The 17,010-nt window shown below is 44.5% G+C and carries 11 protein-coding genes; 5 read left to right on the top strand and 6 right to left on the bottom strand.

Annotated elements, in window-relative coordinates; genetic code table 11:
- Positions 1–85 precede the first annotated feature (85 nt).
- Positions 86–5,038, top strand: a complete 4,953-nt coding sequence (locus tag KOSB73_RS24170; protein ID WP_098141129.1) for an AAA domain-containing protein — start codon at positions 86–88, stop codon at positions 5,036–5,038.
- Positions 5,035–6,462: a hypothetical protein gene (locus tag KOSB73_RS24165; protein ID WP_098141110.1), complete on the top strand. Its 1,428-nt coding sequence runs from the start codon at positions 5,035–5,037 to the stop codon at positions 6,460–6,462. Before KOSB73_RS24170 ends, KOSB73_RS24165 begins: the two co-directional genes overlap by 4 nt.
- Positions 6,463–6,726: 264 nt before the next feature.
- On the opposite strand, the gene KOSB73_RS24160 is transcribed toward KOSB73_RS24165, so the two are convergent.
- Entirely contained in the window at positions 6,727–7,818 is a 1,092-nt protein-coding gene (locus tag KOSB73_RS24160; protein WP_228715045.1) for an HsdR, read from the bottom strand.
- 89 nt (positions 7,819–7,907) lie between these two features.
- Positions 7,908–8,471, bottom strand: a complete 564-nt coding sequence (locus tag KOSB73_RS24155; RefSeq protein WP_098141108.1) for a hypothetical protein — start codon at positions 8,469–8,471, stop codon at positions 7,908–7,910.
- 88 nt (positions 8,472–8,559) lie between these two features.
- On the opposite strand from KOSB73_RS24155, the gene KOSB73_RS24150 reads away from it, so the two are divergent.
- From KOSB73_RS24150 to KOSB73_RS31545, 3 genes are all read left to right on the top strand, one after another.
- Positions 8,560–9,707, top strand: a protein-coding gene (locus tag KOSB73_RS24150; RefSeq protein WP_098141106.1) for an IS3 family transposase whose coding sequence is annotated in 2 segments (ribosomal slippage) — positions 8,560–8,797 and positions 8,797–9,707 — 1,149 coding nt in all. Because the reading frame shifts where the segments join, the coding sequence is not laid out codon by codon here.
- A 203-nt stretch (positions 9,708–9,910) separates the two neighbouring features.
- Positions 9,911–10,126: a hypothetical protein gene (locus KOSB73_RS24145; protein ID WP_098141104.1), complete on the top strand. Its 216-nt coding sequence runs from the start codon at positions 9,911–9,913 to the stop codon at positions 10,124–10,126.
- 538 nt (positions 10,127–10,664) lie between these two features.
- Positions 10,665–10,853, top strand: coding sequence for a type II toxin -antitoxin system TacA 1-like antitoxin (locus KOSB73_RS31545; protein WP_098141102.1), 189 nt, complete (start codon positions 10,665–10,667; stop codon positions 10,851–10,853).
- A gap of 218 nt (positions 10,854–11,071) precedes the next feature.
- Here the strand turns inward: KOSB73_RS31545 and KOSB73_RS24135 are convergent, their stop codons facing one another.
- Genes KOSB73_RS24135 through KOSB73_RS24120 form a run of 4 tightly spaced genes read right to left on the bottom strand, consistent with a single transcriptional unit; the run spans position 11,072 to position 16,783 of the window.
- The gene (locus tag KOSB73_RS24135; protein WP_098141100.1) at positions 11,072–11,515 is read right to left on the bottom strand and encodes a hypothetical protein; all 444 of its coding nucleotides are present in this window, start codon (positions 11,513–11,515) and stop codon (positions 11,072–11,074) included.
- A complete protein-coding gene (locus tag KOSB73_RS24130) occupies positions 11,515–13,878 on the bottom strand; it encodes a hypothetical protein (protein WP_098141098.1) in 2,364 nt (787 codons plus the stop codon). The genes KOSB73_RS24135 and KOSB73_RS24130 overlap by 1 nt, the downstream gene beginning before the upstream one ends.
- Positions 13,875–15,425 (bottom strand): site-specific integrase, encoded by a 1,551-nt coding sequence (locus KOSB73_RS24125; protein ID WP_098141096.1) that lies wholly within the window; start codon positions 15,423–15,425, stop codon positions 13,875–13,877. Before KOSB73_RS24125 ends, KOSB73_RS24130 begins: the two co-directional genes overlap by 4 nt.
- Positions 15,422–16,783 (bottom strand): site-specific integrase, encoded by a 1,362-nt coding sequence (locus KOSB73_RS24120; RefSeq protein WP_098141094.1) that lies wholly within the window; start codon positions 16,781–16,783, stop codon positions 15,422–15,424. Before KOSB73_RS24120 ends, KOSB73_RS24125 begins: the two co-directional genes overlap by 4 nt.
- Positions 16,784–17,010 lie beyond the last annotated feature (227 nt).

The raw sequence follows: 17,010 nt of genomic DNA, 5'->3' as shown, positions 1-17,010 counted from the left end.
TCATCCGTTATTGACCAGAATAAATGGCCTGACTTTCTAAGCAAATTTAAACTGAAATCTAAGGGGAACTTCGTTGGAAGTAGAAATGTGGGATGGTGGATTACAAGAGCAGGAAGTGTTGGCTATCGAGAAAATAAAGGCTGCTTTTTCAGTCAACGTATCTACGCCTGACAAGCCTGTCCGTGGCGGTTCAATTAGCGAGCAACTACAAAGCTATGGTTTTACCGGCACTGGAATGTTCCCCTGGAAAGGTTATGCAGGTTTTCGATTTGTTGAGGCAAAAAAAGAGGGTGAATTCGATTTAGTTATTGTCACACACTGCAACGTGATCATTGTTGAACTTAAAGACTGGAACCATCAGCCTGTAACCGCGCGTGGTGATACCTGGTATAAGGGTGACAAGAACATGGGGCGCTCGCCCGTAAGCGTGACCCGTGGCAAAAAATTCATGCTAGACAACAAACTCAAGCGTCTGGCAGACCGTTTTACGAACAAAGGCTATACCCCGATTGTTCATTTCTTTGTTGTGATGACCGGCAATGCGGACTTCAGCGCGCTGCCGGAGGAACAACTCCACCATACGATCTCGTTAAAAAATTTTCTGAAGTTTGCCGATCGCAGGACATTCAACAACTACTTCAAACCGCACCGAGGCTCCGAGGTTCTTAACAAGGATTTTCCTCTTTTTGATAACCTATTCTTGGGGCCTCAAACGGCGCCAAAAGCCCTGAGAGTTAATGGCTACGAAGCTAAGGATATGATTTTCGAGCATCCTAAAAAAGTGTATCGGGAATATCTGGCAAAATCTGAGATATCAGCAAACAGCGAAGCGTTGCTCAGAGTGTGGAATTTTAGGAATATCGCGGGAACGAAAGCGAACACGCCGGAAGGACGAGCTCAGATCGTTTCACGTGAGCGTGAAGTGTTACAGCACATCAATCACCAGAACCGTGACCTGTATAACCACTGTCTGAGGTCTTTAACGAGTTTTCAGAAAGACGAGGTGACGACCGAGTACAGCGAAGTCTATGAGCTTCCGCCGGGTCATGTCCGGTTTAACGAATTTATCGGAAAATATGGCAAGGCGTTTTCTGACATGGACCGCTTGAATGTGGTCAAACTGCTCATTGCGAAGTTTAGCGATCTCCATGAAATGAAAATTGCGCACAGGGATATCGCCGATCACAGCCTGTGGATTTCACCTTCAAAAGAAGTAGCCCTTTCGAACTTTATTTCGGCATACCACCGGCCAGCCGGAACGGTCGGCGATTACCGTAAGCTTTTATCCGTAGGTGCAGTCGAGGTAAAAGACATGCTTGATGAGGGCGAACTTACGCCTTTTCAGCAGGATGTTCATGCCCTGGGCCTTGTAGCCTGGCACTTGTTAAGCGGTAAGCGAATGTCGCCAAAGAGTCTGGAGACAGTACAGGACAGTATGCTAAACAGCCAGCACTGGTATTCAGATGTATTACTGGATGCCGTTGCTGCAAAATTTGCTTCCGCTACTGAATTCTTTGATGTCCTGAAACAAGCCGAACCTGCGGGCAAGGCTATCCCAACATTTGATGATACTGAGCTTGACCCTTACCGGCATGCTATCAACCACTCTCGTCAGTACCGGGAAGACGACGACTTTCTGGTAGAAACATCCGACAAAGAAGTCTATATCTCGGGTGGAAGGCTCGTGAAGGCCTGGCTGAACGTGGGGGTGCAGGGCGACGATCCGTCAGTAAACTTCCAGGTTATGAAGTTTTTAAAACAGGTTGAGCAGCTTTCTTTAGTTAAACCAACGTATCTGCCTGAAATTCGTGAATTCGGTATCGCATCCAAATCATCAAGTCTGTACATGGTCACTGATCTGGTTCAGGGAGAAACCTGGGATAAAATGGTGGTCCCGGATGATGAAAAAATCGACCTCATTGATAAGTTTGTCGCCGCCGTTGAGCACTTACACGGTCTGGGTGTTTCTCATGGGGACATCCACCCAGGCAATGTGATGCTTGGGACACAGAGTCGTTCGCTTTTTCTCATCGATATCCCCGATTTTTCACCGTCCGGTGACGAATCTAAAAACCACTGCTACAGCCCTGAATACATCGATAATTGTACTTCATTTGAACGCGACAATTATGCCGTGATGAAGATGTCCTGCGAGTTATTAGGTTTGTCATGGGGGCAGGAATCAGACATTTATCCGACTATTGCGAATGCCATCCAGGCTGAACTGGAAGATCTGGCTTTTGGGTTTAAGGATTTAGGGCGGTTTAAAAAAACGATAGACAGTAATGACCTAACGTCAGAACAAGCCCTGATAGAGATAACAGCAGGAAATGCCGATGAAATCATCTCTGTCCTGCCAGATAACGGGCATCTGTATGTCAAAGTTGAACCAAATCCTAAAGACCCAGCTGAAGTAAAAGTAACTTTCACCGGGATAGGTGGCAGTTTCACTGCAGTGTTCCACAAAGAGCAGAAAACGCTGATTCATGGCTTCAGGCCATGGGCTCGCACAACTATTCGTAAGCAAGATATTGATGAAAGCCAGTTCGAAATTAGTACCGGCATCAGGATTATTCCCGGCAGTCCGCAGGATATGTCGGCGTTGACAGTATTGCTTAATGAAGAAGAATCTTTTGCGCGGGCAATCGAGTTGATTACCGCATCAGAAGACGTTCAGGAACAGGATCCGCTTACGCTTCAGCTAAAAGATGCCTTTGCAAGGCTTGATAAGCAGGCGCTTGAACCTGCTTTAAAAGAAGTGCTGGAAATCCCGACGGTGAAGCTGTGGCGCGCCGTTCTGGATACTGAAACAGAATCCTATCCAAACATTGAAGTCAGCGGGGAGGTGGTCCCGGTTGCAGATGCTCATGGAGAGCTTCTTCTCCCTTACTCTGCAGACGTTGATCCACTCGGTGCTTTCAGAAGTAGTGATGAAGTCGAAGCCTTACAGGTCGATCAGGAAAGTGTTGAGAGATTTATAGGTGAGGTGTCACTTAAGAAGTCAGAGCTCAAAGAGATCCGTCTGGTCAAAGTGCGTTCAGCAGCCTACAGGCTGAAGGATTCTGATATTGTCTTCTTCCGTACAAAGCAGGATCGGGCGTCTTATCAGAAACGTAAACGCGCACTGGAACGTCTCCTCGATCGAGAAAGTGTGCTGCCTGACTTAATTGACCTGTTCGACCCATCCTGCAAACAGGTGGCTCAAAATTATGGTATTACTCTCAGCGATGCCGATTTTGCCAGATACGACCGTGAAGACCAGCACGGAAACAAGATCAGTCTGAATGAGCAGCAAAGAAAGGCGTTTAACAAACTGGTCGATAATGGTCCTCTCTCCCTGCTTCAGGGGCCTCCGGGGACCGGTAAAACCGAGTTCATCGCGGCCTTTGTCCACTACCTGATCGAGAAACAGAATACCAAACGCATTTTACTGGTCAGCCAGTCACACGAGGCTGTGAATACAGCGGCTGAGCGAATCAGGAAGCACTGTTCCCGACTTGGTACTGAGTTGGACGTTGTCAGGTTCAGCAACCGGGAGGGGGCCGTTTCCCCTGGCCTGAAAGATGTGTATTCAAACGCAATCACAACTGAGAAGCGCGAACTGTTCAATGCTGAAATTAAGTACCGTGTCGAAGCGTTGAGTGAAGCCATTGGTCTGGAGCCGGGATTTATTTCGGGTGTTGTACTTGCTGAGCTCAGGTTATTTAGACAAATCGATCACCTTGAGAAGTTGCTCTATCAGGTTAACGATTTAACGGATTCAAAAGATATCGGTGAACTGAAAGATATTGCAGTCGAACTCGATTTTTCCATCCGCTCCAGGCTGAGTCAGGAATATGGGATTAATCTCGATAAAGGCGTGAAGGTCTCTGCAGCAAAAGACATTCTGATTTCCAAGCTCTGTACGGAGTATGGCGTCAGACCTGATGAGGCAAGACGAGTAAAGGCATTAGCTAAAATATCCCGTGATATGCAGGATGCTATGTCGGGAGAGCGAGTGAACCTGGACGAGTTTTATTCTCGCTCCAGGCAGTTAGTGGCTGGCACATGCGTTGGTATTGGACAGGGGCACATTGGCATTCAGGAGAATATCTACGACTGGGTAATTATTGATGAGGCGGCGCGTTCAATTGCAAGTGAACTGGCCATTGCAATGCAGTCGGCCCGACGCGTCCTGTTGGTGGGTGACCACCTGCAGCTTCCTCCACTGTACTCAGATGCCCACAAGGCGGCATTAGCGAGGAAGCTGGGTATCAATAACTCCCGCACTGAAATTGACGAGGTATTACGAAGTGACTTTGCCCGTGCCTTTAACTCTGCTTATGGTGCGCAAGCGAGTGCAGCTCTACTGACCCAGTATCGTATGGCTCCACCAATTGGTGATCTCGTATCGAAGACGTTCTATGACAGGAAGCTTCTGAATGGAGAACGGGTAATTCCGGATGTCTATCAGTACGCTCCAGAAGCGTTGCGTAGCGTCGTAACCTGGCTTGATACTGCTAATCTGGGCCACCGGGCGCATCATCTTGAAGATCGCGGAACAAGTATTTACAACCGATGTGAAGCTGACGAGATTATTTCTGTTCTTAAACAGGTGTCAGAGAATGAAGAATTTATCGCTCAGCTTTCAAAGCTCGTTAACAAAGATGAAGCCGCTATCGGCGTGATATGTATGTATGCCGAACAAAAGCGGCTGCTCCGTCAGAAATTCAATCAGGAAATCTGGATCGAGGGATTTAAGGACATTGTTAAAATTGACACTGTTGACAGTTATCAGGGCAAGGAAAACCGGATCATCATCCTGTCACTGACGCGTTCGGATAAGCAGCATAGTCCAGGTTTCTTACGCGCTCCAAACCGTATAAATGTCGCGATGTCACGCGCAATGGATCGCCTGTTGATTGTGGGCAATGCCGATATCTGGAAGGGAAACAATAAAGAACTGCCATTAGGCTCCGTTGTAAGTTATATGGCTGAACGAGGTCAGGAAGCTGGATACAGATTCCTCTCCGCTCAGCAGGGAGGCAAAAAGAAATGATATCTGATAACAAAGTAACCTATCACGAGGTTGACTTCCTGCTGCCCGCACAGAGGTTTAACATTCAGTTTTCCTATGTTTCCCAGAAAGGGCTGCCATTCATCCGGGAGTTTGTGCTGAGACTTGTTCATGTAGCCTCGATGAGCAAAGCACAAATAGCAACCTATTTCGGCCTGACCCACCGTGAGACAGAGGAGGCGATTTCCGATCTTGTGCAGCGTGGCGAATTGACGCTCTCCTCAGACGGCAGACTGACCTTAACCGACAAATCAAATGGCTATTTTTCAGAGGTTGGCGAGATACCGCACCTTTCAACTATCCAGGACAGTGGCGGTACCTTATCCTTTGATTTAGCGACATTTAGCTGCTTTAGCAACCAGACTTTCCAGGACCACTGGAGGGGAGGGTTAACATTAAAGGTTGATGACAACAACATTTCTCAAAGTGAGAAACTGGTTGAGAAGCACTTTCAGTATCAGTTTAATCAAATCCTGGATAAAGGTTACCTGTCTCACCTGCAGGCTCAGGGCGGAAAAGAGCAACCTTCCATCTATACCGTTAATTCTGTTAATAAGCTGCGGCAAATACCGCTCCGTTTAACAACGGAATTTAAAATGGATAACGATGGTAAGGCTGTCGAGCGTGAAGACTATGAACAGTTAAACAGTTCGGAATGTGTTCATGAATTAATGGCTGTTGAGATAGCAAGGTTATCACGACATAACAATACCATGAGCATTTTTAAGGCCATGCTATCCCTCAACGATGACCTTACGCTTAAGCTGTTTGACTCTAAAACAAATCAGCTTAATCCCGCTTTTATCAAGGATATGCAGGCCTTGGAAGAATACTCAGGCTCAGGCAGGACCACTTTTTTAGGCCCGGTTTATTCTAAAAATAACTGGGAAAAGCTGCAGAAAGCTCTGACGCCGATTCTCATTCAGCGTATCGGAGACAAAGCCGATCATGGAGGTAGCCCGTTCGTCTGGATAGCACCATCAGATCCCTACTGGTCAAAGAGCATCCGATTTACCTCAAGCCTGAGCGATTTTCTTAACAAGTCGGCGACGAAAGATAAGCGGCTGTATAAACCGGTGCTGTACGTACCCGTCCAGGATGCGGCTGATGCCCGCGTTGCCAGACAGTGGAAGCATGAACTTGGGCAATTCCACGCGTGCGGTAAAGGGCTAGTTGAAGGACTGTTAGATGGTAATGTTGAGATCCTTCATCTTGAGGATACGCTATCTGTGGCTATATATCATATTTCTCAACCCGAAACGTTGCCAGTGACGATGCCTCTGGGCTTCATCACAACGAAAAAAGAGTCGGTTAAGGTTATTGGTGCGCTGATTAGTGAATATGTTAAAAGCACCTCTGGTTTCGATAAACCTCATGACTGTGGTGCAATTGCATCAATGGTTTAAAAACCGTTGCAGACTGATAAAAAAGGGCAAGTAATTGCCCTTTTATTGGTAATCGTAGAGCCACTGCCGCCTGTGAATCTGGTCTCAGAGTCCTTAGATCAGAGTTCCTTCTAACAAGATGGAACTCTATTCGTGGAAAACTTGCTGACTGGCGAATGGCTGACTAAACTCCTGTCATATAATGTAGATCTCAACGACAAATAACCGACATTACAGCGCTCACTTAACGGTTACTATTAAAGACATTCATAGTTTATCGTCGGCCTACGAATCTCCATAGCTTTCAACCATTGCTTCATTGCAATCTAGGCATAAGCTAATGCCATTAGTAATGCCCAATTCATCTAATTCCTTCCCACAGCAACTACAGCTAATAATGTCGGGTTGGACCTCAAGGCATCTCGTACATAATAAGCCCTCACCAAACACGCAGACCGTCTCATGGCCATCACAGGACGCGCATTCAGTCTGGTCAATAGCGTCTGCCATTTCGTCAACTGAGCGAAAATATTCCTCATCAAGCAGGTCGTACCTTATGAACTCCACGTTACAGGTGGGGCAGGTGAAGGTTTCGCCATCCCCTTCTTCAACAGGAAGTATCTGCGCTGTATCACACTCGCAGATATACCTCACATAACGGGTAGTATGGAAACAGACCTTACAGGACTCAACGCAGACAACAGGGCCATGCTTCCCGACGGCGGTCGCCTTCTCGACGCACGCCGGCTTCTTGCAGATGGGGCAGGGATAAAATTCGGTGCCTTCAGCCCTGATTTTTTCCAGCTCCGGATGGATATGTTTCAGACGGGCTTCGGCATAAAATTCGTTGCCACGTAGGAGGCGTGTTTCATTAAATGCCAGTTTCCAGCCAAGGGGGGCCTCAAAATGCTGTTGCCAGTCTTCACGCATCAGCCGGTTCAGCGCAAACCATGCCCGTGCCTGTTCTGCCAGAATGTTATTGACGTCAGTGTCACTGAACGCCGCGTGAAAAAAATGCACCACGCGGTTGCGATGACTGCGAATGGTGTTGAATAGGGCTTCGGTCTCTTTGGGCAGGGGGCTTTCGAGGATTTCTTTCAGCCGGGCACAGGACTCATCAAATGTCACCGACTGAAAGTTACCGGCAAGATAGTTTTGACGGGAGATCCTTTTGCCGCTGCAGACCAGCGTCCAGTGTTCGCTCGCCAGGGGCACTTTGAGCAGAATTTCCACTGCGGTCCAGAAACTGACAACCGAATGCTTATACTTTTCGGCTTCAAACTCTTCACGCGCCTTGTCTAGGAAGTCCATGCCGTTTTCAATGAGGGCGGTGACTTCACCGGACGGGCTCTTCAGCAGCGGTTTTGCTATTTTCATTCTGTTCTCTTGGGTCATTGTGGATTTCCGCGCATTGTGATCCTAATCTAGAGTTAGCTAGAAAATCTCTTGAAAAATTTTGGAACACGCTAATCTATCCGAGGTCCATTCTTTTCATCACGTGCAATGAAATCAGCAATGGTCGATTCAATGACGTCACGGTTCAACAAATCAACATCAACGATGATCTGCAAACCAATACCACTTACATAGCCCGGTAGGATGCGATAGCCACAATGAACTACTGGTGGGTTTTCTCGGGCAATTTCCTGCTCTCGTTTCTCGATATATTCCATCCATGTCAGCCCAGCGAACTGGGGGAACGCCGATTTATAGCGAAAATCGTATTGTCTCTCGTCATCATCTAGCATCGACCATGCTTCATCGAATGCGATGGATTCGACTCTGTCATTGAATGCTTCACTGGCCGTAATTATCTCCGCATTCCAGAAAACCGCAGGGTCTCTCCCCAGGAAAAGTATGTCGCTCCACCTCCAGTTTCCACTTGCAACTGCTGCATTCATATCGCAATCGTCATAGAATAGGCCACCACAACGATATCGTTCACGGTAAATAAGATTTTTGACTTCGAAAGTTTTAGCGCGGCGCTTACGGCGCGAAAGGGAGGTGAAAGGTCTGTATTTCTGGTTCATGGCTAACCCCGCTATTTTTTCGCTGTGAATCGCCACGGGTTTAACAGACACCTCAGAGTCATTTAAGATGGCTTAAAGAGAGGTGCCCATGAGCGGTAAGCGTTATCCCGAAGAGTTTAAAATTGAAGCAGTCAAACAGGTTGTTGATCGCGGTTATTCTGTTGCCAGCGTTGCAACACGTCTCGATATCACCACCCACAGCCTTTACGCCTGGATAAAGAAGTACGGTTCAGATTCTTCCACTAATAAAGAACAGTCAGATGCTCAGGCCGAGATCCGCCGTCTCCAGAAAGAGCTGAAGCGGGTTACCGACGAACGGGACATATTAAAAAAAGCCGCGGCGTACTTCGCAAAGCTGTCCGACTGAGGTACGCCTTTATCCGTGACAACTCCTGTTGCTGGCCTGTTCGCCTGCTCTGTCGGGTGCTGGATGTTCATCCCAGTGGTTTTTACGCCTGGCTTCAGCAGCCGCATTCACAACGCCATCAGGCAGACCTGAGGCTGACAGGGCAGATTAAACAGTTCTGGCTGGAATCGGGATGCGTCTATGGTTATCGCAAAATCCATTTGGATCTGCGGGACAGCGGGCAACAGTGCGGAGTGAACAGAGTCTGGCGACTGATGAAACGTGTCGGGATAAAGGCTCAGGTCGGATACCGGAGCCCGCGGGCACGTAAAGGCGAGGCCAGTATCGTGTCGCCCAACAGGCTCCAGCGACAGTTCAATCCGGATGCTCCGGATGAGCGTTGGGTAACGGACATAACCTACATCAGGACCCACGAAGGCTGGCTGTATCTTGCCGTGGTTGTTGATCTGTTCTCACGCAAAATTATCGGCTGGTCCATGCAATCCCGGATGACAAAGGACATTGTCCTGAACGCACTGCTGATGGCTGTATGGCGGCGTAATCCCCAAAAACAGGTGCTGGTTCATTCGGATCAGGGCAGTCAGTACACAAGCCATGAGTGGCAGTCGTTCCTGAAATCACACGGCCTGGAGGGCAGCATGAGCCGTCGCGGTAACTGCCATGATAATGCGGTTGCAGAAAGCTTTTTCCAGTTGTTGAAACGAGAACGGATAAAGAAAAAGATCTACGGAACGCGGGAAGAAGCCCGCAGCGATATTTTTGATTACATCGAAATGTTTTATAACAGTAAGCGTCGGCATGGTTCCAGCGATCAGATGTCACCGACAGAATATGAAAACCAGTATTATCAACGGCTCGGAAGTGTCTAGATTATCCGTGGCGATTCACTGAAAGAAATCTAACCACTTAGGATACAGAATTCATTGGGTTAAAGGAAGTGACAATCTGCTCCGTAAGAAATAATCAGTATGTCAGAAGAACCTAAAATTTCATATTCCGGTCAAACGGGATACTTACAGTATGTTTATTAGTTAAAAACTGCTAAATTATGGAATCGTGCTATGGAGGGAATATGCAATATTTTTCAACAAAAGAAATCATGTCTCTTTCGGCTAAAACATGCGACCGATGCAACATTCATGCTGAGAGTGGCGATTTTGAGTTTCACGAGTTTATGTCCATTGAGCATATAGCCGGATATGGTTCTGTATTTGGTGATGGTGAAACGCTTCAACTAGATTTATGTCAGCATTGTGTGAAAACTGTTTTAGGTCAATGGATTAAATAAAGAGGATGAACGTTCTCCGACATTCATACACAATTGTATCCGGCTGCACTGGCAAAAGTTTTTCCGGATCCCGGAGATACTGCGCGTTCATTTTTTATACACATGCGTTTTTCTTACTTTCTTTTCAAATGATTTTATTTTTTTATATTACCAGGCTATCAAAAGTTGCATATAATGCAACGCCATAAAAAAGTGCTTATCAGTTTATTAATTAGCGTGGTGATATGAAAAGAAAGTTAATAAAAAGAAACAAAAAATGGTTGAATGTTATCTATAAATCCTCATCATACCAACATCTGCCAATGTACGATGAGATTCAATTTATTAACGCAGTTAATCGGAAGCGGAATGTGATTAGAATTGAACGGCGGCATCCATCTTTTCTTAATTGGGAAAGAGTTAAGTTTCATAAAGGCTATGCAGTTGTTCCATGCTATGATTGGAAAGGGAATTTTGCTTATGATTATTATTTATACTCAGTCGAACAATTGCCAATTGTATTTCTTCCTTTCTGGATTCCGCCTGAAATTGATATATCATGCCATTTGCAATATTAAAAAGAGGTGGGGAGATGGATGAGGATATATCTATTATATTACCCAGTAATTCTTTGAGAATGATTGAGGAAGCAGCTGCAATCTCTGGTGAGACTGTTTCGCAGTTTATTTTGCGAAGTGCTTATGAGTGTGCGATAGAAATTGTTGAGAATTACAACAATACATACTGACAAAACATGATATACCTCTGCAGGTTATCGCGATTTTTGAAGATAATGAAAGTGCAGTGTTAAAATGATGTAATGAACTCAACCAAGCATTACAATGGAAGAAATCCTCTGAAATCATGGTCCCAAAAGAGGGGACGTTGAAAGTTGCCATGCTCATTTTAGAATAGAGCATGGCGTTTATTTATACGTTAATAGCACAAAATTATTGCCATATCAACTTATTGATTCTTTTTTCTTTCGTGTAACTCCATGATCAAGTGCGGAGCAAGAAGGCTTTCTACGGATATAACCGTATTTATTTTTACTGCTTTGACAATTTCAATTAATGACAAGGTATTCTGTGCGAGCTGTTCGCGAAGCTCTTTATTCTCTTCCTGTAGCTGCTGATTACGACCAAGCAGAGCCTGGCGAGTCTTACGATTCACATACTGCTGCTTTTCTTTGGGGCGAAGATTTAAAGGAGATAGTTGTTGATCGACATAGACTGCAATAAGACGCTTTCGTTCAATGTTACTTAATGTACTTAAGCCACCATTGATGATGCCTTTTGATTTAAGTCTGGAGTGTAAGCTTTTAGCTGAAATAGGCGATTTATCAAATCCTTCGATCAACATCAGTTGGAGTTCATGCTCGATCTGAGTATCCAATTCTTTACCACGCATCAGTCTTCTCCTTGTTTGATTTTTTGGTACTCGAGGGCAAATAATTGAGCCAAAGTACGAATTTCACCTTCTACTTTCATCTCTCCAGACAGGACCACCTCAGAGGGGATGACTTGCAACGAATTTGAGCGCCTGCGTAATTTCTTAGTTAAGACATCTATCTGTGCTAGATTTTCTTCGATATTACCCTGCATTAGCTGGTTGTCCGGAAGGACTGCGGTATACTGTTCGAAAGCAAACTTAGCCTCGTTTAACGCACGACCTTTGGCGACAACAGCGGAGTATTCATCAATACGACCGGTCAAAGTGAAATGCTCACAGGGCTTCAGTGCCTGGCACTTCATTCGATAAGGGCATCCCCACAAGTTAATGTCTCTCATGCAGGACCCCAATTTCAATGGGTGCAGTACCGCGTGCCTTTTCACCATTTCAGACGCTTGCGATGGCCCTTCATTTTTACTTATTTCCTCGAACGCAGCGGCTATGTCTTCGAATAATCCATCGCCTAACGATGCTTCGATGAATCCTGCAACATCATCACGATTATCAAAGGTATGCAGATTCGCCTTTATATTGATTTCCCGATTCTGCGTACTGCTAAATACCATCATACCGCTTTTTTTTACCGCATCAAGTGGTGTATCAGCGCCAACAGTAGTAGATATTACCTGCTCTTGTATACTTGGAACTAACGGAAAAAGAGAAGCAGCCTTTCGCCGCTCCTTGAGAGCTAGATGCTGGTAATGGTTATTTTGAGTGATATCGACACGCCCCATCAGCATCGCTTGTAAGTGTTCTGAAATTTCTGCAATTGCTAGAAAAGTGTTTATATTGTGACGGGGGATATGAGTACGAAGCTGGGTAGGGCGGCCATCATCTTCCAACAGATTGTACTTATCAAATATAGAAACATAGCCTTCAAAATTACCAAGAAACTTGTTCATGCCATCATTACTAAACGGTAATGGTATAGTTTTCAGAGTCATACCTCGCTTTAAAGTTAACGACCCCTTAGGGTACAAAAACAGCAAATCCTCATATTTAGTTTCATACCTTTTACCATTGTCAACCCACGAATGAGTACAAGGAGTATTTGCATCGTTACCGTCAAATTCGTTTTTAAGATAACGACTAAGATCTGATTTTGAATAATGGATTACCTTTCCTTTACCAGTGCCTGAAGTGATTCTTGTTGGTCGGCAGTCTCGTTTCGCTAATGCCTTCGAGACCTTATCACGCAGTCCTGCACGACCTCGAAGCTCTGATGAGGGTTGAACTATGTGTGCTACAACATAATCAAGTTCAATGAAATCCTCAGTAATGTCACTGATAGCCTTGGGTAAATAGTCAACAAAATCATTCGACCTTAATGTTGTGAGGTGATTACGCAACTTTGCCGTTAACGACTTAACTGAGTTGAATATATTTTCGACCAGAGGAACGGCTAAGGGTTCGACCCAATGTGTTCGCTCGCCAGCCCCCTTAACACCAACATAGCGAATGCCGAGAAAATAATCCGGCAATCCTTTGTCACGCAGACGTCTGCTGATGTCAGGGTTATCTATCTGTCGTTTGACCAACGCATCCTGCCTGAGATTAAATACTTCTACGGAACGAAAACCCGTGATGATGAGTAGCAGAAGGCAATTGAGAGCAATCTTTTCAGTGCCGTTTTCTACACGCTGGATTAGTGACACGATATTAAGGAACCCTCGAATTGTAATAAGTGCATCTTCACCATCATTGGTTGTATCATCCAGCTTGTCCTTGTGTTTGAGGGCTATTGTTTCCCGGGCTTTTCGGGTCAAATTAGTCTGGTTGGTGTAACGTTCATCGGACACATATTGCAGTGTCACCAATGTGAACGTGTGATGGTTTACTAATTTTTGAATCTTAACGCAACGTCCCTTGTAGTTGGCTATGTTGGAATCACCTGGCTGGGATGCTGCACTCAGAGTATCCATCGCACTACGTACGACATCTGTAGTCAGATAAATGGGATGTGTTTGCCCGGTTATTTTAATCAGCGCGCAGTACCAGCGTTTCAAAATAATCAGTGTTGCAACAGCAACCGCAGGGGAAATGCTGCGATTTCTGCCTCGATAGACGAGAACCAGCATGGCTTTCATAAACAACTGATAAGTATCGGATACAATATGGCGATCGTCGATTCCTTTGAGCCGGTTAATCTCATCAAATCGCAATACACTAACACCGTTGCCACGTAACCAGCCGGAACCTTTGTTCCCACATATCCAGACAAGACTATTCCATGATTCTGCAAAATCTGCTGCCAGATTCTCTTCGAACCAGGCTTTCTGTTCTGCGATAAAAGTGTCAAAGTTCTCTATATTTTTTTTCATTTCTCGCAACCTCTGACGTTATGCAAATGACAACGGGCTATCACTGACTTGATTTCGATTTGCGTCGTCTCGTGGATAGAAATTAGTGGGTTGTGAGCATTACTGACGCTATCTGAAACCGCTATCAGCTCATCGACTTCTTTAGAGACGCTATCTAATACGTCCTGGTGGTGGCCATCAAGGAAAGGGCGGTAATATAAGCAACCATAGCAGCAACGGACTTCACAGAAAGGGCATTTGTCATCAGTTCTCGCGCAGCCGCCAATCTCATAGTGCAATCGATCGCCAACCATGCCAACTACACTTCGACCATGCCATTCCTTTGAAGTGACCAACTTACCAGTCAGCATCATAGCTACCATGTTTTGCCATACAGGGTTAGAACCGAGTGCTTTAGCGCGGATCAATGCCAACGCTGGTGTCGCCAGGATATAGTGCTTTGCTACAACAAGTGATGAATGGCCAAGAATGTGAGCAATCTCTTCCGCACTGGCTCCTTGCATAGCCAATGAGTGACCAACATTGTGGCGTAAATCGGTTGATGTGATTGATGGCAGGGCTGCCTCGCCGCAAACTACGGCATTCTGATAATCTTGTGGACTAAAAAATAGAGTCGCTTGACTAATCGACTGAGAAACAAATTTAGGTGCTGATCCCCCCATATCAAACATTTTATCGGTAGGAGACAATCTTGCTTTATATATATAGTGCTTAACAAGAGCACCGATTTCCGGCGGGAGCGCTAGGATCAACCGTTCAGTAGTAACGTGCCTTTGCTTGGCATATGGTAAAAGGATGCTATAACGAAACAACCCTGTAGTTGTATTACAAGTATCGATTCGAAAGTCACGCGCAGCCAATTTAGCTAACTGAACCGGACGACCGCCTGTGACGTAACTTAGCCCCAGAACAGCGGCATTACGAAGCTCTTCCAGACTGTATTTTCTGCCTCGTGAGATGGCAGTAGCCATTTCAAACAGACCTTTACTGATCATGTTTTTTTCAAATGGTTCAAGGATGTTATCTATATTTTGATATACACCCCAATTATTTGAATTGGGTCGAGGAATGAATTCAAGATCTTCATAGTCATCTAAAGTAAAGCCTGGGAATTCATCTATGCAAAGGATTTTAAGGCCAAAAATAATGTAGAAAAAATACGTGGGTGATATATTTTCCTTTTCAAGGAAAGAGTTTAACAACTTAAAATTGAACACTCCTTGCTTCGAAGAATATTCAATTGCGGTTATCCAGGCGCTGTGAACGCGATATATAGTTCCAGGGGACTTTGATGATGCATAACGGAATAATATGTATTTCATTAATTTGGTGGTATAATCATCCGTTTTGAAATTAATGTGTAATTGGATCCCGGAGTAATGAAACGCCCAATCATTAGTCTCTGCAAATATATGTTTGTCATCGAAAGTATCGGCTGACCTTAAGTGAATCTTAGATGGAATACAAAGACTTTTTATTTTTATTATTTGTTCACATGTAAAAAAGATATGCTTGTTTTCGTCATCTATCGCTGAGATTATATTCATTTGATGATTTCCGTAGTTGATTGATATATCAATGAAATGAATTCATCTTCTGAGGAGTCTGCAGCAATACGTGTGACATTGGAAAAGTTAGCTTGCTCAGAAAGAAAACGGCGAGCATAGAATTCTGGCATATGGCTATTATGACTCCATCCACCTAAAAGACGTAGCTCATCTTTAGCTTCACTCATCAGACCTGTTATAGAGAAATCAACTCCTGCAAGCCGGCAACTCCTCATAATAGACCGATATTTTTCAGTATAAGTTCTCTTTAAGATTAAATAAGCCCACGTATGGCGAGTTACGTGTGGAGTTATGCTAAATATAGAATCAATGCTTTCTTCATTACTGAATTGCGGATACTCTTTTTTAAATGCACAGTCAATTTTTGAGAAAATAGAATATATAGAGTGATATGATAGTGGAGGGGTATTCCTTTTAGTTGATGTGAATATGAAACTATGAGAGGTTTTTTTTCTTATTTTATCAATGTATATTTTTAAATGGTTGTAATCATTTATGTCTAATGCTAAAACCCTATGTGCCCAGGAGTTTTTTAATGACGGCAATCGTTTCCTTGGATCGCTGACATCATCATCTACAGACGTCACTATGATACTGAATTGCCCATCTTGGATGTTAGGCTTAATTGAGCATGTTTCTAACAGAAGTAATTCACTTACACGCAATCCATAATTCAACAGAAGACGACAGATTAAATAATTTCTGAATTGAATGTCTCCAGCAGGGAAGGGATTAATAGGATTTGGATTGGAAGACGATCCAGGTCTAATAACCTCATAAAATTTCCTGACCATGTCTGTTGTAAGGCTATTAAAATGCTTATGTGAATGCTTTTGCTTACTAGGTCGAAAATCAGAACGATACACCGACAAACGCCTGCATAATTGTAAAGCGTAACGAGAAAGCTCTTTCGGGGAGCCATCCATATAACGTGGCGAAACGTAAGTACTGATCAGATAGTTAATAAAACGACAGACTGCATGCACATGATTAATCTTAGTATTGTGTTTGCTAATTACTGCGTAGCCAACTTTTGGCAGCACAAGGTTTCCTGATTCTAGATAATGAAAGAATGCTTCAAGCTCACTAATTGCAATCGATGGATTGTATCCAGACAGATGGAAGCTAAAACAGAAAGTGACACCATGCTTTTGATGCCAGTACTCATAAAAAAATTTTAGAGCCTGTAGCGTAGATGACTGCGTGGATACGGAACGTAAAGATAAGCGATCAATGAGAAAGAGAAGTGGAAACAAAAGAGGTAAGTTAGTGGTGGTGTCAACCAATGTCCAAAGTCGCCGGTTTGGAGCAACGCTCAACTGGTTAAGTACAAACATCTGAGGCATCCTCAGAAAAGTTGGTGGATATGAAGAAAGTAGCTCTTAAACATAATGTCAGCAAACGAAAGATGTGGGGGGAGCTTAACTCTATGATTTTATGCGAACCATCTTAGTTCATGAAGTAAGTTAACAGTCAACATGATTTAACATAACAATGATTATGCGCACTAAGTTTGTTAGAACCATTTAGTAATGTCACTTTTGGGGCTGCGGATGTTTTCCTG

It is taken from the genome of Klebsiella grimontii, from assembly GCF_900200035.1.
Classification (GTDB): domain Bacteria; phylum Pseudomonadota; class Gammaproteobacteria; order Enterobacterales; family Enterobacteriaceae; genus Klebsiella; species Klebsiella grimontii.
The sequence above is the reverse complement of the archived record's forward strand: the minus strand, read 5'-3'. Positions and strand labels throughout refer to the sequence as shown.